This window comes from Amycolatopsis sp. NPDC048633, assembly GCF_040650695.1.
Lineage (GTDB): Bacteria > Actinomycetota > Actinomycetes > Mycobacteriales > Pseudonocardiaceae > Amycolatopsis.
On sequence record NZ_JBEZHS010000021.1, the window covers coordinates 14,758 to 32,752 of the forward strand.

The 17,995-nt window shown below is 70.3% G+C and carries 21 protein-coding genes; 10 read left to right on the top strand and 11 right to left on the bottom strand.

The annotated features are described in order from the left end of the window. Positions 1 to 198 precede the first annotated feature (198 nt). Positions 199 to 912, bottom strand: coding sequence for an ABC transporter permease (locus AB0C38_RS30720; RefSeq protein WP_360680058.1), 714 nt, complete (start codon positions 910 to 912; stop codon positions 199 to 201). Then, the gene (locus tag AB0C38_RS30725) at positions 909 to 1,607 is read right to left on the bottom strand and encodes an ABC transporter permease (RefSeq protein WP_360680061.1); all 699 of its coding nucleotides are present in this window, start codon (positions 1,605 to 1,607) and stop codon (positions 909 to 911) included. Before AB0C38_RS30725 ends, AB0C38_RS30720 begins: the two co-directional genes overlap by 4 nt. A gap of 137 nt (positions 1,608 to 1,744) precedes the next feature. Here AB0C38_RS30725 and AB0C38_RS30730 point away from each other — a divergent pair, with 137 nt between their 5' ends. After that, positions 1,745 to 2,668, top strand: a complete 924-nt coding sequence (locus AB0C38_RS30730) for an ABC transporter substrate-binding protein (RefSeq protein WP_360680064.1) — start codon at positions 1,745 to 1,747, stop codon at positions 2,666 to 2,668. A 91-nt stretch (positions 2,669 to 2,759) separates the two neighbouring features. Here AB0C38_RS30730 and AB0C38_RS30735 read toward each other — a convergent pair whose 3' ends face one another. Both AB0C38_RS30735 and AB0C38_RS30740 read right to left on the bottom strand, forming a co-directional pair. Next, positions 2,760 to 3,533 (bottom strand): methyltransferase domain-containing protein, encoded by a 774-nt coding sequence (locus tag AB0C38_RS30735; RefSeq protein WP_360680067.1) that lies wholly within the window; start codon positions 3,531 to 3,533, stop codon positions 2,760 to 2,762. Positions 3,534 to 3,563: 30 nt separating this feature from the next. Beyond that, positions 3,564 to 4,046 carry a MarR family transcriptional regulator gene (locus tag AB0C38_RS30740; RefSeq protein WP_360680070.1) on the bottom strand — a complete coding sequence of 161 codons (483 nt, stop codon included), beginning with the start codon at positions 4,044 to 4,046 and terminating at the stop codon, positions 3,564 to 3,566. 84 nt (positions 4,047 to 4,130) lie between these two features. Here AB0C38_RS30740 and AB0C38_RS30745 point away from each other — a divergent pair, with 84 nt between their 5' ends. Both AB0C38_RS30745 and AB0C38_RS30750 read left to right on the top strand, forming a co-directional pair. Further along, positions 4,131 to 4,565, top strand: coding sequence for an SRPBCC family protein (locus AB0C38_RS30745; protein ID WP_360680073.1), 435 nt, complete (start codon positions 4,131 to 4,133; stop codon positions 4,563 to 4,565). Between the two features lie 95 nt (positions 4,566 to 4,660). After that, entirely contained in the window at positions 4,661 to 5,671 is a 1,011-nt protein-coding gene (locus AB0C38_RS30750) for an NADP-dependent oxidoreductase (protein ID WP_360680076.1), read from the top strand. A gap of 6 nt (positions 5,672 to 5,677) precedes the next feature. Here the strand turns inward: AB0C38_RS30750 and AB0C38_RS30755 are convergent, their stop codons facing one another. The 3 genes from AB0C38_RS30755 to AB0C38_RS30765 are packed head-to-tail and all read right to left on the bottom strand — an operon-like array spanning position 5,678 to position 7,550. After that, positions 5,678 to 6,310 (bottom strand): haloacid dehalogenase type II, encoded by a 633-nt coding sequence (locus AB0C38_RS30755; RefSeq protein WP_360680079.1) that lies wholly within the window; start codon positions 6,308 to 6,310, stop codon positions 5,678 to 5,680. Between the two features lie 4 nt (positions 6,311 to 6,314). Continuing rightward, positions 6,315 to 6,929 carry a pyridoxamine 5'-phosphate oxidase family protein gene (locus AB0C38_RS30760; protein ID WP_360680082.1) on the bottom strand — a complete coding sequence of 205 codons (615 nt, stop codon included), beginning with the start codon at positions 6,927 to 6,929 and terminating at the stop codon, positions 6,315 to 6,317. A 9-nt stretch (positions 6,930 to 6,938) separates the two neighbouring features. Beyond that, positions 6,939 to 7,550: a helix-turn-helix domain-containing protein gene (locus AB0C38_RS30765; RefSeq protein ID WP_360680085.1), complete on the bottom strand. Its 612-nt coding sequence runs from the start codon at positions 7,548 to 7,550 to the stop codon at positions 6,939 to 6,941. A gap of 91 nt (positions 7,551 to 7,641) precedes the next feature. Between AB0C38_RS30765 and AB0C38_RS30770 the strand changes: the two genes are divergently transcribed. Then, positions 7,642 to 8,691 carry an NAD(P)-dependent alcohol dehydrogenase gene (locus tag AB0C38_RS30770; RefSeq protein ID WP_360680088.1) on the top strand — a complete coding sequence of 350 codons (1,050 nt, stop codon included), beginning with the start codon at positions 7,642 to 7,644 and terminating at the stop codon, positions 8,689 to 8,691. Positions 8,692 to 8,710: 19 nt separating this feature from the next. Here AB0C38_RS30770 and purU read toward each other — a convergent pair whose 3' ends face one another. From purU to AB0C38_RS30790, 4 genes are all read right to left on the bottom strand, one after another. After that, complete coding sequence (gene purU / locus AB0C38_RS30775; protein ID WP_360680091.1) at positions 8,711 to 9,577, bottom strand: formyltetrahydrofolate deformylase; 867 nt, start codon at positions 9,575 to 9,577, stop codon at positions 8,711 to 8,713. Positions 9,578 to 9,700: 123 nt separating this feature from the next. Then, a complete protein-coding gene (locus tag AB0C38_RS30780) occupies positions 9,701 to 10,402 on the bottom strand; it encodes a VTT domain-containing protein (RefSeq protein ID WP_360680094.1) in 702 nt (233 codons plus the stop codon). Positions 10,403 to 10,555: 153 nt separating this feature from the next. Further along, entirely contained in the window at positions 10,556 to 11,350 is a 795-nt protein-coding gene (locus tag AB0C38_RS30785; protein WP_360680097.1) for a class I SAM-dependent methyltransferase, read from the bottom strand. Then, positions 11,329 to 11,835 (bottom strand): DUF2505 domain-containing protein, encoded by a 507-nt coding sequence (locus AB0C38_RS30790; RefSeq protein ID WP_360680101.1) that lies wholly within the window; start codon positions 11,833 to 11,835, stop codon positions 11,329 to 11,331. Before AB0C38_RS30790 ends, AB0C38_RS30785 begins: the two co-directional genes overlap by 22 nt. A gap of 24 nt (positions 11,836 to 11,859) precedes the next feature. Between AB0C38_RS30790 and AB0C38_RS30795 the strand changes: the two genes are divergently transcribed. The 6 genes from AB0C38_RS30795 (at position 11,860) to AB0C38_RS30820 (ending at position 17,863) form a co-directional block, all read left to right on the top strand. After that, entirely contained in the window at positions 11,860 to 12,915 is a 1,056-nt protein-coding gene (locus AB0C38_RS30795; RefSeq protein WP_360680104.1) for a UDP-N-acetylmuramate dehydrogenase, read from the top strand. Between the two features lie 160 nt (positions 12,916 to 13,075). After that, on the top strand, positions 13,076 to 14,251 hold the full coding sequence (locus tag AB0C38_RS30800; RefSeq protein ID WP_360680107.1) for an Ig-like domain-containing protein: 1,176 nt from the start codon (positions 13,076 to 13,078) through the stop codon (positions 14,249 to 14,251). Positions 14,252 to 14,254: 3 nt separating this feature from the next. Next, positions 14,255 to 15,070 (top strand): alpha/beta hydrolase, encoded by an 816-nt coding sequence (locus AB0C38_RS30805; RefSeq protein ID WP_360680110.1) that lies wholly within the window; start codon positions 14,255 to 14,257, stop codon positions 15,068 to 15,070. A gap of 21 nt (positions 15,071 to 15,091) precedes the next feature. Then, positions 15,092 to 16,396, top strand: coding sequence for a D-inositol-3-phosphate glycosyltransferase (gene mshA / locus AB0C38_RS30810; protein WP_360680113.1), 1,305 nt, complete (start codon positions 15,092 to 15,094; stop codon positions 16,394 to 16,396). Next, complete coding sequence (locus AB0C38_RS30815; protein WP_360680116.1) at positions 16,393 to 16,905, top strand: YbjN domain-containing protein; 513 nt, start codon at positions 16,393 to 16,395, stop codon at positions 16,903 to 16,905. The genes mshA and AB0C38_RS30815 overlap by 4 nt, the downstream gene beginning before the upstream one ends. Positions 16,906 to 16,975: 70 nt before the next feature. Continuing rightward, positions 16,976 to 17,863, top strand: coding sequence for a DUF4349 domain-containing protein (locus AB0C38_RS30820; RefSeq protein ID WP_360680119.1), 888 nt, complete (start codon positions 16,976 to 16,978; stop codon positions 17,861 to 17,863). Positions 17,864 to 17,995 lie beyond the last annotated feature (132 nt).

Here is a 17,995-nt window from a genome sequence, read left to right on the forward strand (position 1 = left end):
GTGTGACACGTGGTCAGCTTGGTGGGCAAGAAAACTTGCCCCAGAAGCGCAACTTTACCCGTCCGGGAAAGTTGACGCTCAAGGGAAAGTTACCTAGATGGGTGACTTTCCCTTCGCGGGCAAGAACGATCTTTGGGGCGTTGGGCTTCGGCCGGTCCATGCACGGATCGTAAGACGCGACTGCGTAGGGTGAGATTCCTACGACTCGCGCCGAGCGTTCTGCAGAGCCAGACCCCGGGGTGTGGCCAGACGCGTGATCAGCGCGAACAGGCCGTCGCACGCCAACGCCAGGACCACCGCCGCCAAACCGCCCGCGAAGATCTCGCCGTAGCCCGATGCTCCCAATGCGAAGCCGTCGACGATGTAGCGGCCGAGGCCGCCTCCGTCGTTGACGATCGCGCCGATCGCGACCGTTGCGATCAGCTGGAGGAACGCCACCCGGGCACCCGCCAGGAGCACCGGGGACGCCAGCGGCAGCTCGACGCGCAGCATGATCTGCCACTCGCGGTAACCCGTGCCGCGGGCCGCGTCGACCGTCTCCTGCTCCAGGGACACCACCCCCGCGTACGTGTTCGTGAACAGCGGGGGCATCGCCAGCGCGACGAGCGCGAGCAGCAACGGCCAGAACGTCGTGTCGAACTCCCAGCGGCTGGCCAGGAACCAGAACAGGATGATCAGGCCGAAGCTGGGGATCGCGCGGCCGATGTTCACCGCGCTGCTCGCGAGGAACGCGCCCTTGCGGTAGTGGGCCAGCCACAGCGCCGCCGGGATCGTCAGGACGGCCGCGATCACCAGTGCCAGCAACGAAAACCGGAGGTGTTCCACCGTCCGGTACGGGATGCCGGCCTTGTCGGTCCAGCTCCAGCGGTTGGGGTCCGCGAGCCACGCGTTCAGCTGGTCGAGGAAGCTCATCGCGCCCGCACCTTCCGCGACCAAGGCGCCAGCAGGCGCTCGCTGAGCCACAGCAGCAGATCCACGACCACCGCCAGGACCACGGACAGCGCCACGCCGACGATGATCTCCGTCGGGTTGGGCGTCGCCGTCTGGATGCCCGCGCGGATGAAGTAGCCCAAGCCGCCGAGGCCGAGCATCGACGTCACCGTGACCAGGCCGATCGTCGTCACCGCGGCGACGCGCAGCCCGGCGATCACCACCGGCAGCGCCAGCGGCAGCTCGATCTGCCAGAGCAGCCTGCCGCGCGTGTAGCCCATGCCGACGGCGGCCTCGCGGACCTCGTTCGGCACCTGGTCGACGCCCGTGACGATGTTGCGGACCAGGATGAGCAGCGTGTACGTCGCGAGCGGGATCATCGCGGTGAGGAACGTCAGCCCGAAGAACGGCACCAGCACGGCGAACGCGCCGAGGCTCGGGATCACGTAGAGCGCGCCGGCCGTTCCCAGGATGACCGGGTACGACCAGCGGTACCGCAGCGAGAGCACCGCGAGCCCGATCGAGACGACCAGCCCGACGCCGAGCGCGGCGGCGGTCAGCGAGATGTGTTCGCCGAGGCGCTGGACAATGTCGTCCGCGTTGCGGTCCACCCACTTCCACTGGAAGATCGGGGGTCCGCTGTCGGCGGCCAGCGGGGTCACCGCGGTCACGTGCACCCGGCGACCCTACCCCGTTCGGGCGTTCTGATTCCGAAGACTGGGAATTTGAGCGGTTTTCTCCCAACATGTGGATACTTGTCGGTCCGCGGGGCTAGGGTCCTTTCGTCTGTTCGAGTGACGAGGGAGTGGGATTCGTGCGCTGGTTCCGGAACGCGTCCGTGGTGGCGGTGGCCGTCGCGGCGACGCTCGGTTTGGCCGCCTGTGGGGGTGGCAGCGACAGCGGTGACAAGCCCGCCGCGCAGGGCAAGGGTGGGGCGCCGATCGTCGTCGCGTCCTTCAACTTCACCGACAGCCAGATTCTGGCGGAGATCTACGCGCAGGCCCTGGAGGCCAAGGGCTACCCGGTGACGCGGAAGCTGAACCTGGGCTCGCGGGAGCTGATCTACCCGTCGCTGAAGTCCGGTGAGCTGCAGTTCATCCCGGAGTACCAGGGTGCGGCGATCACCACCGGCTTCGGCAAGGAGGCCGGCAAGACCGCGCAGGAGGAGCACGACCAGCTGGCCAAGCTGTTCGAGCCCAGCGGCGTCGGCCTGCTGGACTTCGCCGCGGCGGAGGACAAGAACACCTACATCATCAAGTCCGACCTGGCCAAGGAAAAGGGCATCGCGTCGATCAGCGACCTGAAGAAGCTCGACAAGGTCGTCATGGCGGGGCCGCCGGAGTGCGAGAAGCGCCTTCCGTGCTTCCAGGGCTTCAAGGACGTCTACAAGCTGACGAACGCGACCTTCCAGACCATCCAGGAAGCCGGGCCGCGGGTCGAGCAGCTGAAGTCGGGCGCCGTCACGGTGATCCCGGTCGACTCGGTCAGCCCGCTGACCGGCGACTCGAACTACACGGTGCTCAAGGACGACCTGAACATCGTGCCGACGGAGAACGTCGTCCCGGCGGTGAACAAGAAGGTGCTCGACGAACGCGGCGCCGACTTCGCGACCGCGGTCAACGCGGTGAGCGCGAAGCTGACGACGGACGTCATGCGCGACCTGAACAAGCGAGTCGACTCGGACGGCGAGAAGGCGGCCGACGTCGCGAAGGACTGGCTCTCGCAGGCCGGTCTCTGACCCCAGCGCCCCAAGGCGGCCTTGGTTGCGTTCAACGCACCGAAGGCCGCCTTGGGTGCGTTGAACGCACCGAAGGCCACATTGGGGCGCTTTACGCCGTGCCTTGGACCACCCAGGCGCGGGCTGACAGCGGGATCGAGCCGTCCGGGTTCGTTGGGAGGCGGCTGCGCAACAGCTCACGCACCTGGTCGCGGCGGGCTTCCGGCAGCGTCGCGAGGTACGCCGGGGCCGGGCCCTGCGCGCCGAGGAACGGCTGCCAGTAGTCGTCGAAGCCGGTGAACACCGTCGGGATCTTGATCTCGCCGACCGACACCCCGGTGAAGCCCGCCTCGGTCCACAGCCGGCCCAGCGGCTCGGGCCGGCACAGCGTGAACCGGCGGCCTTCGTCCAGCTCGGCCACCTTCGCCGGGTCCAGCTCGGCGGCGGCCTCCCAGAAGTGCCGGATCAGCTCCATGCCCTCCGCGAGATCCCAGAGGTACGCCGCGGCCAGGCCGCGCGTCACCCGGGCGATCTCCCTCGCCGCGCGCGCCGGGTCGGGCACGAAGTTCAGCACCAGGCCGGACACCACCACGTCGAAGCTGTCGTCCGCGAAGGGAAGCTCACGCGCGTCGGCGACCTCGAACGACGCCCGCGGGTCGGTCACCTGAGCACGGGCCGTCGCCAGGAACCCCTCGGACGGGTCGGCGCCGACGACTTCGGCGGGATCACCCGCGGCCAGCACCGCCGACGTCAGCGCGCCGGTGCCGCAGCCGACGTCGAGCCAGCGGCGGCTCGCCGGGACGTCCAGTTGCCGCACGAAGATCGGCGCGATCCGGCGGCTCCACCGCCCGATGTAGGCCTCGTACGCGTCGCCCGTCTGCCACATACCTGGGAGTACAACACAAAAAACCGCTGGTCAGCCGTTAGCCAGATCACCCGTTGCGGTGTTGCCGGCTGACGTCGCGCGCCGCAGGAAACCGGCGATCAGCGCCAGCTCCTCCTCGCTGTAGCCGGCGCAGAGGTCGTCCATCGCGGTGTTCATCCCCGCGTACAGCCGGAACAGCTCCGCGTTCCGGCCGCGGACCGCACGCACCGCGACCGCGCGGCGGTCGGCCGCCTCGGGGTCGCGTTCGCGGACGATCCAGCCGCCCTTCTGGAGCCGGTCGAGGATGCCCGTCATCGTCGCGGGGTGCAGCCCCGCGCGGCGGGCCAGCGCGCTCGGGCTCAGCGGCCCGTGCCGGCCGATCAGCTCCAGGCAGTCCAGGTCGACGTCCTTGAGCGCGACACGGGCGCTGACCTGGTGGTTCAGCAGTGAGAGCTGGTTGCGCAGGTCCCGCAGCGCGTCCTTGAGTGCCACGGTCGCGCGTCGGCGCCCGACGGCGTCCGTCGTGGAACTCATGCCGTCAGCCTAACGCGGTGAGCCGCCTCCGGACCGGTGGTGGAATCGTGGACCACAATCGACGCCAGAAGGAGAAGGAGCGAAATGGGAAAGGTCACGGCCACCGCGGAGCGCACCATCGATGCCCCGGCCGACAAGGTCCGCGCGCTCGTCGCCGACTACGCCGAAACGCGCCCGAAGCTGCTTACTGAGCACTACCGCGACTACGAGGTGACCGAGGGCGGCGTCGGCGCCGGGACCCAGGCGGGCTGGAAGCTGCAGGCGACGTCCAAGCGCGTGCGCGACGTCCAGGCCACGGTCAGCGAGCCGAAGCCCGGCACCCTGGTCGAGACCGACGCGAACTCCAGCATGGTCACCACCTGGACGGTTTCCGAGGCCGGCGAGAAGAGCCTCGTCCGGATCGAAACCAGCTGGGACGGCGCCGGCGGCATCGGCGGCTTCTTCGAGAAGACCTTCGCGCCCGGCGGCCTGAAGAAGATCTACGACGGTGTCCTCGGGAAGCTCGCCGAGATCGTGTGACCAGTCACAATCGGAATGTGCGCCCCGGTTAGCCGGTTCTACCCGGTGGAATCCGGGGCGCCTGCCCCGCTTCGAGAGACTTGAGGAGTTCGACGGTGAACGCACAGGCGACGGAAATCCGGCTGGCTTCGCGCCCGGAAGGTGTCCCGACGCACGACAACTTCGACGTCGTCGACACCGAGATCCCCATCCCCGGCGAGGGGCAGATCCTGGTGCGCAACCTGGTCATGAGCGTCGACCCCGCGATGCGCGGCCGCATGCGCGACGTGAAGTCGTACGCGCCGCCCTTCGAGGTCGGCGAGGTCATGTACGGCGGGGCGGTCGGCGAGGTCGTCGAGTCCCATGTGGACGACGTCAAGCCCGGCGACCACGTGCTGCACCAGTCCGGCTGGCGCACCCACGCCGTGCTCGACGCCAAGCGCTTCGTCAAGGTCGACGCCGAAGCCGCGCCGCTCTCGACGTACCTCGGCGTGCTCGGCATGCCGGGCCTGACCGCGTACGCGGGCCTGCTGGAGTCGGCCGAGTTCAAGCCGGGCGACACCGTGTTCGTCTCCGGCGCCGCCGGTGCCGTCGGCTCGCTCGTCGGGCAGCTCGCGAAGCTGAAGGGCGCCAAGCGCGTCATCGGCTCGGCCGGGTCGGCGGAGAAGGTGCGTCACCTGGTTGAGGACCTCGGCTTCGACGCCGCTTTCAACTACAAGGACGGCCCGGTCGCCGAGCAGCTGCACGAGGCGGCGCCGGAAGGCATCGACGTCTACTTCGACAACGTCGGCGGCGAGCACCTCGAAGCCGCGATCAGCGCGATCAACCTGCACGGCCGGATCGCCGTCTGCGGCATGATCTCGCAGTACAACGCCACCGAGCCGACGCCGGCGCCGCGCAACCTCGCGCAGATCATCGCCAAGCGGATCACCATCCGCGGCCTGCTGGTGCTCGACCACTGGGGCCTGCAGCAGCAGTTCGTCAGCGAGATCGCGCCGCTGGTGAGCTCCGGTGAGATCAAGTACTCGGAGACGTTCGTCGACGGCATCCGCAACGCGCCGGACGCCTTCCTCGGCCTGCTCTCCGGGGCCAACACCGGCAAGATGCTGGTCCGGATCGCGGAGTAAAGCGGGCTAACCCAGCAGTCCGGCCAGCTCGGGCAGCGTAGAGATCGTGTACGTGGGCTCGGGCGAGCCGGGCAGCGGGCGGACGCCGGAGCGGGCGAGCAACGCCGTCCGCAGCCCGGCCGCCTGCGCGCCCGCGATGTCCCAGTCGTGGGCGGCGATCATCACCGCGTCGGCCGGCGCCACCGAGTAGGCGTCCAGCACCTGGCGGTACGGCTCCGGCGCGGGCTTGAGGCGGCCCACCTGCTCGGCCGAGAAGATCCGGTCGAAGCGCTGGGCGAGGCCGGAGTTCTGCAGCTGGGCCTCGGCGGTGGCGAGCGGCGAGTTCGTCAGCGCGACGACGTCGTGGCCGGCTTCGTGCAGCTTGGCGAGGCCTTCTTCGACGTCCGGATGGGCAGGGAGATTCCGGAGTCCTTCGCCGACCTTCGCGAGGTCCACCGCACGCCCGTGCCGCGCCGCGACTTCGGTGGCGGCTTCGCCCGCGATGCCGGCGAAGTCGCGGTAGCCGCCGGTGGCCGTGACGGTCAGGACGGTGTGGATGGCCAGCCCGAACCACTCCCGCCGCAGCTCGGGCCCACCGACGAGGTCGTCCATGGCGGCGAGGTCGAGCAGGGTCTCGTTGACGTCGAAGACGCAGAGCATGGGTTCAGTATTGCTGGCTCAGCGACCGTTCGTTGAGGTCCGCGTCCAGCTCGTCGGCCGGTGTCGCCAGCGCCAGCTGGTCACGCAGGATCGTGCCCAGTGTCGGCAGGGTCGAGCGCTCCGGCCACGTCGACGGGTCCCACAGCGACGACCGCAGGAACGCCTTCGCGCAGTGCATGTAGAGCTCTTCGACCTCGATGACCACCGCGAGCTTCGGCCGCTTCCCCTGCACCACCAGCGAATCGAAGAACGGCGCGTCGGACAGCAGTTTCGCCCGGCCGTTGATCCGCAGGGTCTCGTTCATCCCCGGCACCAGGAACAGCAACCCCGCGTGCGGGTTGTCGATGATGTTGCGGAAGCTGTCGGCCAGCTTGTTGCCCGGCCGGTCCGCGAGCACCAGCGTCCGGTCGTCGAGCACCAGCACCGAGCCCGCCGGGTCGCCGCGGGGTGAGACGTCACAGCTGCCGTCCGGCGCCGACGTCGCCAGCAGTACGAACGGCGAGTGCGCGATCAGGGTGCGCGCGTGCTCGTCGACGTGGTCGATGATCTTCTGTTGTGTCCTCGGCTTCGCCTCGCCGATCAGGTCGCGCAAGGCTTCGTGCGTGGTGATGGTCCCCATGTCTCCAAGCTAGCGCGGACCACCGACAGTCCGGCCCGCGATCGCGATCCGCGCGGCCTCCGTCGACTTGTGCACCACCAGGTCCACCGAATAGCCGTGCTTCACGAAGACGCCGTCGAGCTGGAACGTGCCGTAGCCGTGGGCCTGGGTGAACAGCTGCTCCATCAGCTCGAGCGCCGTTTCCGGGTCGGGGGCGACCGCCAGGCAGCGCATCAGGAACTCATCGGTCAGGCGACGGGTCTGCTCGTGCAGCTCGACGTACTCGGGGCCGTGGAGGCCCTCGGCGTAGATGACGTTCATCCCGGCCCGGCGCTCGATCAGGTAGCGCGTGTAGGCGCCCGCGGCCGCGGCCAGCGCGTCGGCCGGGTCTTCGTGCTCGGCCGCCGCGGCCGCGACGCGTTCCGCCAGCTGGCAGGCCACGTGGCAGGCGATCTCGGCCAGCAGGCTTTCCCGGGTCGAGAAGTGCCGGTACGGCGCGCCGGGGCTGACGTTCGCCAGCTTCGCGACCTTCGCGACCGAGAAGCCTTCGAGGCCCTGCTCGGCGATCAGGTCGAGCGAGACGCGCACGAGTTCGGCCCGGAGGTCGCCGTGGTGGTACTTGCCGCCCATGACCTGGATCACATCTCCCGATCGAAATATGTAAGACCCCTCTTACGTAGAAATGTAAGAGACCTCTTACGAGGACCAACGGTACTTGAACCTGGAGGGTTCCATGAGCACCACCACGCACGCCATCGCCGCCCCGGCGCCGGGTGCGCCGCTCGCACCGACCACGATCGAGCGCCGTGACCTGCGCGCGGACGACGTCCTGATCGACATCGCCTACGCCGGCATCTGCCACAGCGACATCCACCAGGCCAAGGAAGACTGGGGCCAGGCCATCTTCCCGATGGTTCCGGGCCACGAGATCGCCGGTGTAGTCGCCGCGGTCGGCTCCGACGTCACGAAGTACCAGGTCGGTGACCGCGTCGGCGTCGGCTGCATGGTCGACTCCTGCGGCGAGTGCGAGTACTGCCAGGCGGGGACCGAGCAGTTCTGCGTCAAGGGCAACGTCCAGACCTACAACGGCGTCGGCTTCGACGGCGAGAACACCTACGGCGGCTACAGCAACCAGATCGTCGTGAAGGACGCCTTCGTCTGCCGCATCCCCGAAGGCATCAGCCTCGACATCGCCGCGCCGCTGCTGTGCGCGGGCATCACCACCTACTCGCCGCTGCACCACTGGGGCGCCGGGCCGGGCAAGAAGGTCGCCGTGATCGGCCTCGGCGGGCTCGGGCACATGGGCGTCAAGATCGCCGCCGCGATGGGCGCCGAGGTGACGGTGCTGAGCCAGAGCCTCAAGAAGCAGGAAGACGGCCTCAAGCTCGGCGCGACCGACTACTACGCGACCAGCGACGAGGCGACGTTCGACGTGCTCAAGGGCAAGTTCGACGTCATCCTCAACACCGTGTCGGCGAAGCTGCCGATCGACTCCTACCTCGGCCTGCTGAAGGTCGGCGGCGCGATGGTCAACGTCGGTGCGCCCGGGGAACCGCTGTCGTACAACGCTTTCTCGCTGCTGGGCGGCAACAAGGTGCTGGCCGGGTCGATGATCGGCGGCATCGCCGAGACCCAGGAGATGCTCGAATTCTGCGCCGAGCACGGCATCGGCGCGGAGATCGAGACCATCCCGGCCGACAAGGTCAACGACGCCTACGAGCGCGTCGAGAACTCCGACGTGCGCTACCGCTTCGTCATCGACGCCTCGACCATCGGGGCGTGACGGCTCGCACGGCAACCGGTCAGAACACCACTGTCCGGTTGCCGTGCACCAGCACCCGGTTCTCCAGGTGCCAGCGCAGGCCGCGGGCCAGCGTCACCTTCTCGATGTCCCGGCCCTTGCGGACCATGTCCTCGACCGAATCGCCGTGGTCGACGCGGATGACGTCCTGGTCGATGATCGGGCCCGCGTCGAGGTCCGCCGTCACGTAGTGGCAGGTCGCACCGACCAGCTTCACGCCACGCGTGTGCGCTTGGTGGTACGGCTTCGCGCCGATGAACGACGGCAGGAAGCTGTGGTGGATGTTGATCGCGCGGCCGGCCCAGTCGCGGCACAGGTCGGCGGGCAGGATCTGCATGAACCGGGCCAGCACGACCGCGTGCGGCTCGTGCTCGTCGACCAGCTTGCGCACCTCTTCGAACGCCGCTGCTTTGTCGCCGGCCGGGAACGGCACGTGGTGGAACGGGATGCCGTGCGCGCGGGTGATGTCGGCGAGGGACTCGTGGTTGCCGATCACCGCCGCGATGTCGACGTCCAGTTCGCCGGACGCGACGCGGCCGAGCAGGTCGTACAGGCAGTGCCCGGCCTTCGAGACGAGCACCACCGCGCGGCGTCGCTCACCGGTGTCGCTGACCTGCCAGCTCGAGTCCGCCGACAGGTCCGCGGCCACCTCGCCGAAGCGGCCGCGCAGCTCGGCGGCGTCGAAGGGCAGTGAGTCCGCGCGGACGACCTGGCGGGTGAAGAACCAGCCCGTGTCCGGGTCGGTGTGGTAGGCCGCTTCGACGATCCAGCCGCCGTGCTCGGCGAGAAACCCGGAGATCCGGGCGATGATGCCGGTGCGGTCGGGGCAGCCGAAGGTGATGACGTAGCGGCGTTCGGGAGCGGTCACGACGGCATTGTCCCTCGCGCTGGTCAGGGCGCCGCGAGCGGTGCGAGGTCACCCGTGACGACCGCTTGCTGCGGACGGCCCCACAGCGCGCGGTCGACGTCGTCGGCGATGTGCGCCACCGGATCATGAACAGTCCACTTCGGACAGTTCGGCACCCGGGCTGCCGGGCCGGGCGTCAGCGCCGCCCGCTTCAGCGCGTCCGCGTGGATGTCGATCGCTTCCGGCACGGGCCGACCGTAGGCGTCGCCCGGTTTCGATCGCGACCACCAGACCGAGCCCGAGACTGAAGGACAGCAACAGGCCCTTCACCGGTTCGTCCGCGAAGGCGGCTCCGCCGGCGAGGCCGATCAGCACGCTGTAGACCGCCCAGATCGCCGCGCCGGCGAGGTCCAGCGGCAGGAAGCGGCGCAGGGGATAGCCGAGGCTGCCGTTGGCGAGCGCGCTGGCGACGCGTCCGCCGGGCAGGTAGCGCGCGGCGATGATCAACAGCCCGCCGTTGCGGCGCACCTGGTCGCGCGCCCAGGTGTAGCGCCGTTGCCCTTCGGGGCCGCGTTGCAGCCGTGCGATCGCCCGCGGCCCGGCGGCCCGGCCGACGGCGTACCCGAGGCAGTCGCCCGCCCACGCGCCCCCGGCCGCGACGGCGGCGAGCAGCGTGAGGTTCGCCGGGTCAGGTCCGAGCAGCACGGCCACGGTCACGACGGTCGTCTCGCTCGGCATGAACGGCAGCAGCGCGTCCAACCCGGACACGGCGAAGACGAGCACCCACAGCCACGGCGAGCCGAGCGCGCCGCGCACCAGCTCGGTGACGTGTGCCAGGAGTTCCACGGCTCAATGGTGATCACCCCAGGTCACTTCGGGGTGACGCAGCGGGGGTCCCCCGGTGAACAAGCGCCCCAATGTGGCCTTCGGTGCGTTCAACGCACCGAAGGCCACATTGGGTGCGTTGGACGCAACCAAGGCCACATCGGGGCGCTTTGGTCAGGCGGGGGCGACCGCGGACCAGGGGACCGTCAGCTCGCCCAAGCGGACCCGCGGGTCGGCCACCGGCCAGCCGCGGGCGACCAGCAGCCGGACCGTCTCCCGCCAGCGCGACTTCACCCCGAACGCCTGGTGCGGGGCCGCGGTGGCCCAGCAGGCGTCGAGGGACGACAACAGCGCGTGGACCCGCTCACCCGGGACGTTCCGGTGGATCAGCGCCTTCGGCAGCCGCTCGGCGATCGTCGACGGCCTCTCGAGTCCCGCCAGCCGCATCGACAACGTCAGGGAGACCGGCCCGGCCGCCGAAACCAGCACCCACGTCGACAGCCGGCCGATCTCGTCGCACGTGCCTTCGACCAGCAGACCGCCCGGGGCCATCGAGTCCAGCACCAGCCCCCACGCGCCCGCGACCTCGTCCTCCGCGTACTGCCGCAGCACGTTGAACGCCCGCACCAGCACCGGCCGCGTCCCGGCCAGCTCGAACCCGCCCCGGCGGAAGTCCAGCAGCGGCGGCGACGCGGCAGGCAAAGCGGCAGCCACGCGAGCAGGATCCAGCTCCAGGCCCAGCACCCGGACGTCCGGCCGCACGCGCCGCAGCCACCGGGCCAGCTCGACGGTCGTCACCGGGGAAGCGCCGTACCCCAGATCGACGACCAACGGCGAGTCCGTCGCGCGCAGCAGCCGGGTCGTCGCGGGCGCGTACGTGATCCACCGGTCGACCCGGCGGAGGCGGTTCGGGTTGGTCGTGCCGCGGGTCGGTGCGCCGACCGGGCTCAGTTTGGTTCGGTGAGCCACTTCGCCGTGAATTCGGCTTCGCGCTCCAACAGCTTCGTGACCTGCTCGGCGATCACGCCCTCCAGCTTCCCGCCGAACAGCGGGATCCGGACCGTGACCTCGCCGCTGATCCGCAGCACCGTCTTGTCGCCGTTGGCCAGCAACGCCGTCCGCGCGACGATCTCGCCCGGGACGCCGCCGACCTCGACCGACGCCTGGCCCTGCCGGCCGGTGCCGTCGTTGCTCACGCGCCAGTCCTGCGTGCGGGTCACCATCAGGTCGCCCTTGTGCAGCGTCCGCACCGCCTGCGGCAGCTTGTCCGCGCTGATCCCCTGCCGCAGCTCGTACCGCAGGTTCGTGCCGGACACCTCGTACGACAGCAGGGCCGCGCTGTGCCCGCCGAGCTCCTCGAGCCGCGCTCGCAGCGCGTCTTCGCCGGCGACCGCCGCGTAGACCGCGGCGACGTCGGCGGAGAACTCAGCACGGTGCTCGATCCGGGATCCCATGCGCCGGACAGTACCGTCAGGCGCGTGAACACCGCCCGAACTCCCGCGCTCCCGAAGCTCTCGGCGTACACCACGCTGCGCCTCGGCGGCCCGGCCCGCCACTTCGTCAGCGCCGTGACCAGCGAAGACCTCGTCGCCGCGGTCCGCGAGGCCGACGCGGCGGGCGAGCCGGTGCTGCTGCTGGGCGGCGGCTCGAACCTGGTGGTCGGCGACGCGGGGTTCGACGGCGCGCTGATCGCGGTGGCGAACACCGGCTGGCGGCGTGACGGTGACCTCGTGGACGTCGAAGCCGGCCAGAACTGGGACGCGTTCGTCGCCGGGCTGGTCGAAGCGGGCCTGGGCGGGCTCGAATGCCTCTCCGGCATCCCGGGCAGCGTCGGCGCGACGCCGATCCAGAACGTCGGCGCGTACGGCTGCGAAGTCGCCGAGTCGATCGTCTCGGTGGAGCTGTACGACCGGCGGACGCGCGAAGTGCGCACGCTCAAGGCGGACGAGCTCGGGTTCGCCTACCGCACCAGCGTCCTCAAGGGCACCGACACCGGCGTCGTCCTCTCGGTCCGCTTCGAGATCCGCGAGGACGGCCTCTCCGCGCCGATCCGCTACGCCGAACTGGCGCGCACGCTCGGCGTCGAGATCGGGTCCCGCGTGCCGGCGGCCGAAGCGCGCGAAGCCGTGCTCAAGCTGCGTCGCGGCAAAGGCATGGTCCTCGACCCGGACGACCACGACACGTGGAGCGCGGGCTCGTTCTTCACCAACCCGATCGTCCCGTCGGCCGAGGCGGAAGCGGTCCTGGCGCGCATCACGGACAGCGTCGGCGCCGAGGCCCCGCAGTACCCGGCCGAGGGCGGCGTCAAGCTGTCGGCGGCCTGGCTGATCGAGCGCGCCGGCTTCGCGAAGGGTTACCCCGGGCCGGGGAACCGCGTCTCGCTGTCGACGAAACACACCCTCGCCCTGACCAACCGCGGTGACGCGACGACCGAAGACCTCCTGGGGCTGGCCCGCGAGGTCCGCGACGGTGTTTTCGAGCGGTTCGGCGTCCGGCTGCACCCCGAACCGCTCTTGATCAACTGCGTCATTTGAGCCGAACCGGGCAACCTGGACGTGTATGAGACGTCTTTGTCGACAAGGGCGGCGCCACCTGATCGGATGGTCTTTACCTTTCGGCGGGTAACGTCGAGCGCGCCACCAGCGCTAAGGGCGTGTGCCTCGCTGGTCAGGCGGGGGAACTCGGGAGGTTTCGGTGATCGAACGGCGTACGGTCTTCAAGGCCGCTCTTGCGGCGGGGGCCGCACTGGTCGCCGCGGCGTGTTCGAGCACGAACGACGGGATCGCGCTGCCCACCGGCGCCGCGGGCGCCGACGGTGAGGGCGCGCAGCCCGTGGCGAAGATCACGGCCGAGCCCGCCGTCAACGCCAAGGACGCTCCGGTCCTCAAGCCCGTCGTGATCAAGGTCGCCGACGGCAAGCTCACCGAGTGCAAGGTGACCGCGGACGGCGGCAAGGACGTCAAGGGCGACACCGCGCCGGACGGCCTCAGCTGGACCAGCTCCGAGCCGCTCGGTTACGGCAAGAAGTACACGTACGCGGCCAAGGCCACCGGCACCGACGGCAAGCCGGTCGAGCTCACCGGCACCTTCAGCACGCTCACCCCGGCCAAGCAGGTCCGCGCCACGCTCAACCCGGCCGACAACCAGCAGGTCGGCGTGGCCATGCCGATCAGCGTCAAGTTCGCTTCGGCGGTCAAGGACCGCGCGGCCGTCGAGAAGGCGCTGTCGGTGAAGACGGACAAGGAAGTCGAAGGCGCCTGGGGCTGGCTGTCCGACAGCCAGGTCGACTACCGGCCGAAGGAGTACTGGCCGCAGAACATCACCGTGAGCGTCGAAGCGAAGCTGTACGGCGTCGAGCTGGGCGGCGGCGCGTACGGCAAGGCCGACGTCACCACGAAGTTCAAGATCGGCCGCAACCAGGTGGTCAAGGTCAACACCCCCGAGCACCAGATGCACGTCTACCGCGGCGGCTCCCAGGTCAAGAGCTACCCGTGCGCGAACGGGCTGGACGCCGAGGTCGACCGCAACACCCCGAACGGCACCTACATCATCATGAGCAAGGAGCCGACCGCGGTGTTCGACAACGCCCGCTACGGCTACACGAACGTCAACAAGAAGTGGGCCTGCCGGTTCTCGAACCACGGCGAGTACATCCACGAGAACCAGGACAACGCGGCCAACATCGGGAAGACCAACAACTCCCACGGCTGCGTCAACCTCCTCGAGGCCGACGCCAAGGACTTCTTCGACTCCGCGCTGGTCGGCGACCCCGTCGAGATCACCGGCTCGAAGCTGGGCGCGCCGATGGCCTCGGACGTCAAGGACTGGAACTTCAGCTGGTCGGCCTGGCAAGGGATGGGTGCGAAGTAACCCGTGCGCACCGAAGTCGTCGGGCACGGCGGGACGCGGCTCGGCCTGCGGGTCGAAGGCGCCGAGAACAGCAGGCCGATCGTGTTCGTGCACGGCTGGGCGCAGTCGTCCGGCTGCTGGGCCGCGCAGCTCGCCGACCCGGCGCTGACCGAGCGGTTCCGCCTGGTCGCGATGGACCTGCGCGGGCACGGCGCGTCCGACGTCCCGGCCGCGGACTACGACGACCCGGTGGTCTGGGCCGACGACCTCGCCGCGGTGCTCGACTTCGCCGGCCCCGACGCGATCGTCGTCGCCTGGTCCTACGGCGGCCTGGTGCTGACCGACCACATCCGGGTGCACGGCACCGCACGGCTGCGCGGGATCGTGCTCGTCGGCGCGCTCACCGAAATCGGCCGCGACCGGGCCGGCGGGCGCGTCGGCCCGCTGATGCGCGAGCACATGCGCGCGATGCTTTCGGACGATCCGGACATCGCCGTCCCGGCGCTCACCGCGTTCTGCCGTGACATGGCCGGCGGCCCGGTGCCCGGAGCGCAGGTCCAGGCCCTGCTCGGGGCTTCGCTGAGCGTGCCCCCTTCGGTTCGCGCGGCCCTGTTCCGCCGGGACATCGGCGGCGACGAAGTCCTGGCCGCGATCGACAAACCCACCCTCGTCGTGCACGGCTCGCAGGACCGCGTGATCGACTCTTCGACGGCGGAGCACACGATCGGGAAGATTCCGGGTGCCACCGGGCGTTGGTTCCTTGACGGGGGGCATGCGCCCTTCGCCGAGTCCGCGGACGAGTTCGACGCGGTGCTCCGGCAGTTCGCCGAGGAATGCTGACGTAACGCGGGAGAAGACCAGGTGACCAGCTCCATCCGGGGGTTCCGTGCTGCGCCGCGACGGGTCGCGGTGCTGTCCGTGCACACTTCGCCGCTCGAACAGCCGGGGACCGGCGACGCCGGCGGGATGAACGTCTACGTCAGCCAGACGGCGATGGAGATGGCCCGCCTCGGGGTCGAGGTCGAGGTGTTCACCCGCGCGACGGCGTCGGACCAGCCGCCGGTGGCCGAGCTGGCGCCGGGCGTCACCGTCCGGCACGTGCAGGCCGGGCCCTTCGAGCCGCTGAGCCGCGACGAGCTGCCCGCGCAGCTGTGCGCGTTCACCTCCGGCGTGCTGCGCACCGAGGCGTTCCACGAGCCCGGGTACTACGACCTCATCCACTCGCACTACTGGCTGTCGGGCCAGGTCGGCTGGCTCGCCCGCGACCGGTGGTCCGTGCCGCTGGTGCACACCGCGCACACCCTGGCGAAGGTCAAGAACGCCGCGCTCGCCGAAGGGGACAAGCCCGAGCCGCGCGTCCGCGTGATCGGCGAGGAGCAGGTGGTCGCCGAGGCCGACCGGCTGGTCGCCAACACCGCGGTCGAAGCCCGTCAGCTCATCGACCTCTACGACGCCGAGCCGCACGCGGTGCACGCCGTGCCGCCGGGCGTCGACCTCGAACGCTTCACGCCGGGCTCGCAGGCCGTCGCGCGGGCCGAGCTGGGCTTGGCCGCCGACGACGTCGTGCTGGCCTTCGCCGGCCGGATCCAGCCGCTCAAGGCGCCGGACGTGCTGCTGCACGCCGCGGCGGCCCTGCTGCGCCGCCGTCCCGAGCTGGCCCCTCGCCTGGTCGTGCTGATCGTCGGCGGGCCGTCGGGCACCGGGCTGGAGCAGCCGCAGGCCCTGCGCGAGCTCGCCGTCACCCTCGGCATCGAGCGGCAGGTCCGGTTCCTGCCGCCGCAGCCGGGCGAGGCGCTCGCCCGGGTCTTCCGCGCCGCCGACGTCGTCGCGGTGCCCAGTTACAACGAGTCGTTCGGGCTGGTCGCCCTGGAGGCGCAGGCCTGCGGGACGCCGGTGGTCGCGGCCGAGGTCGGCGGGCTGCCGGTGGCGGTGCCGCACGGCGTGTCCGGCCTGCTGGTCCCCGGGCACGGCGCCGAGGAGTGGGCGGACGCGCTGGCCGCCGTCGCCCTGCGCCCGGACCGGCGCGCCGAGATGGGCGCCAACGCCGTCGTGCACGCGCGGCGGTTCTCCTGGCGCCGCACGACGGACGCGCTCCTGGACATCTATGCTCAGGCCACCAGCGCTTTCCGGCACGCGCTGGACCTGCGCGCGGAGGTGGCGGTGTGAGCCTGGACGAGCTGATCCAGTCTACTTTGGACTCTTCGGAGCTGAAGTACGACAAGCGCGGTCCTGGCAAGTACTTCGTCACGTTGCCGGGGACGAAGAAGCTGCAGACGAACGCGTGGCTCGTCGACGGCGACCACGCGTTTTCGGTGGAGGCCTTCGTCTGCCGACGTCCCGATGAGTCCCATGAGGACGTTTACCGGTTTCTGTTGCGGCGCAACGCGAAGCTGTACGGCGTGCACTACACAGTGGACAGTCTCGGCGACATCTACCTGGTCGGCCGGTTCGGCAAGGACACGATGTCCGCCGACGAGCTCGACAAGGTGCTCGGCCAGGTCCTGGAGGCCGCCGACGGCGACTTCAACACGCTCCTGGAGATCGGCTTCGCGACGTCGATCAAGCGCGAGTGGGACTGGCGCGTCTCCCGCGGCGAGTCGCTGGCCAACCTGGAGGCGTTCAAGCACCTCGTGGCGCCCGCGAAGCCGCACGAACCGGGCTTGACCGAGTCGTGACCCGGCCCGTGCAACGGGGCTGAACCGGACATCCGTCTCACCGCCAGTCGAAACTGGAGGGAGACGCAGGATGCGGACTCGATGGAGAGCCGCGCTCGCGGTCGCGGGTGTGGCGTTCGTGCTGGCCGGGTGCTCGGCGAACGAGAACGGGGCGGCGCCCATGGCGGACAGCGCGGGTTCGGCGCGCGTGCCCGCCGCGCCGCAGCAGGGCACCGGTAACACCGGGAAGCCCGAACAAGGCAAGGGACAGCAGGTCACGCCGCCGCAGGCCGGCGCCACCGACCGGAAGCTCTCACGCAGTGCCCGGCTGGAGCTGACCGCCACCAAGGTCGTCGACGTCGTCGCGGAGGCCCGCGGGATCGCGCTGGGCGCCGGCGGCTACACCGGGCAGGAGGCCACGGGCGAGACCTCGGCGACGCTGTCGCTGGCGGTGCCCGCGGACAAGCTGGACCCGGTGCTCGACCAGCTTTCGCACCTGGGCTCGTCGTTGGTCAAGCGCGAGCTGAACACCCAGGACGTGACCGAGCAGGTCGTGGACGTCGAAGCGCGGCTGGCGACGCAGCGGAAGTCGGTCGAACGGATCCGCGCGCTGCTCTCGCAGGCGACTTCGGTGTCGGACATCACGTCGATCGAAAGCGAGCTGACGAGTCGTGAGTCGGCGCTCGAGTCGTTGGAGCAGCAGCGGAACTCCCTGGCGGGCAGTGTCGCGATGGCGACGGTGGCGATGAGCATCCGCAGCGTGGCCGCGCCGGCGCCGGTTTCCGAGGATCGCAGCGGGTTCCTCGGTGGTCTGGCCGGCGGCTGGGACGCGTTCCTGACCTTCGGCGGGGGCCTGCTGACGGTGCTGGGCGCGATCGCGCCGTTCCTGCTGATCGTGGTGCCCCTGGCGTGGGCCGGCTGGCGGCTGAACCGCCGTCGCCGTCCGGTGAAGCCGGCGCCGGTGCCCACCGAGGGGTGAGCCTGCGCCGGGCCCGAGAGAGGTGAGCGGAACAGGCGGGACGGCTCGAGGGAGGGGGGAGTCGCGATCTCGAGCCGCCCCGCTGAAGTTCCCGCCGATCAGGACCCGGTGACGAGGGGGATGCCAACGGGG

What these genes read in the sequence shown, in the direction of transcription:
- AB0C38_RS30745 (WP_360680073.1), top strand. Translation starts at nt 4,131, where the DNA reads ATGGGAAAGGTCACGGCCACCGCGGAGCGCACCATCGATGCCCCGGCC.
- AB0C38_RS30720 (WP_360680058.1), bottom strand. Translation starts at nt 912, where the DNA reads ATGAGCTTCCTCGACCAGCTGAACGCGTGGCTCGCGGACCCCAACCGC.
- AB0C38_RS30770 (WP_360680088.1), top strand. Translation starts at nt 7,642, where the DNA reads ATGAGCACCACCACGCACGCCATCGCCGCCCCGGCGCCGGGTGCGCCG.
- AB0C38_RS30735 (WP_360680067.1), bottom strand. Translation starts at nt 3,533, where the DNA reads ATGTGGCAGACGGGCGACGCGTACGAGGCCTACATCGGGCGGTGGAGC.
- AB0C38_RS30790 (WP_360680101.1), bottom strand. Translation starts at nt 11,835, where the DNA reads ATGGGATCCCGGATCGAGCACCGTGCTGAGTTCTCCGCCGACGTCGCC.
- AB0C38_RS30760 (WP_360680082.1), bottom strand. Translation starts at nt 6,929, where the DNA reads ATGGGGACCATCACCACGCACGAAGCCTTGCGCGACCTGATCGGCGAG.
- AB0C38_RS30755 (WP_360680079.1), bottom strand. Translation starts at nt 6,310, where the DNA reads ATGCTCTGCGTCTTCGACGTCAACGAGACCCTGCTCGACCTCGCCGCC.
- AB0C38_RS30740 (WP_360680070.1), bottom strand. Translation starts at nt 4,046, where the DNA reads ATGAGTTCCACGACGGACGCCGTCGGGCGCCGACGCGCGACCGTGGCA.
- AB0C38_RS30820 (WP_360680119.1), top strand. Translation starts at nt 16,976, where the DNA reads ATGCGGACTCGATGGAGAGCCGCGCTCGCGGTCGCGGGTGTGGCGTTC.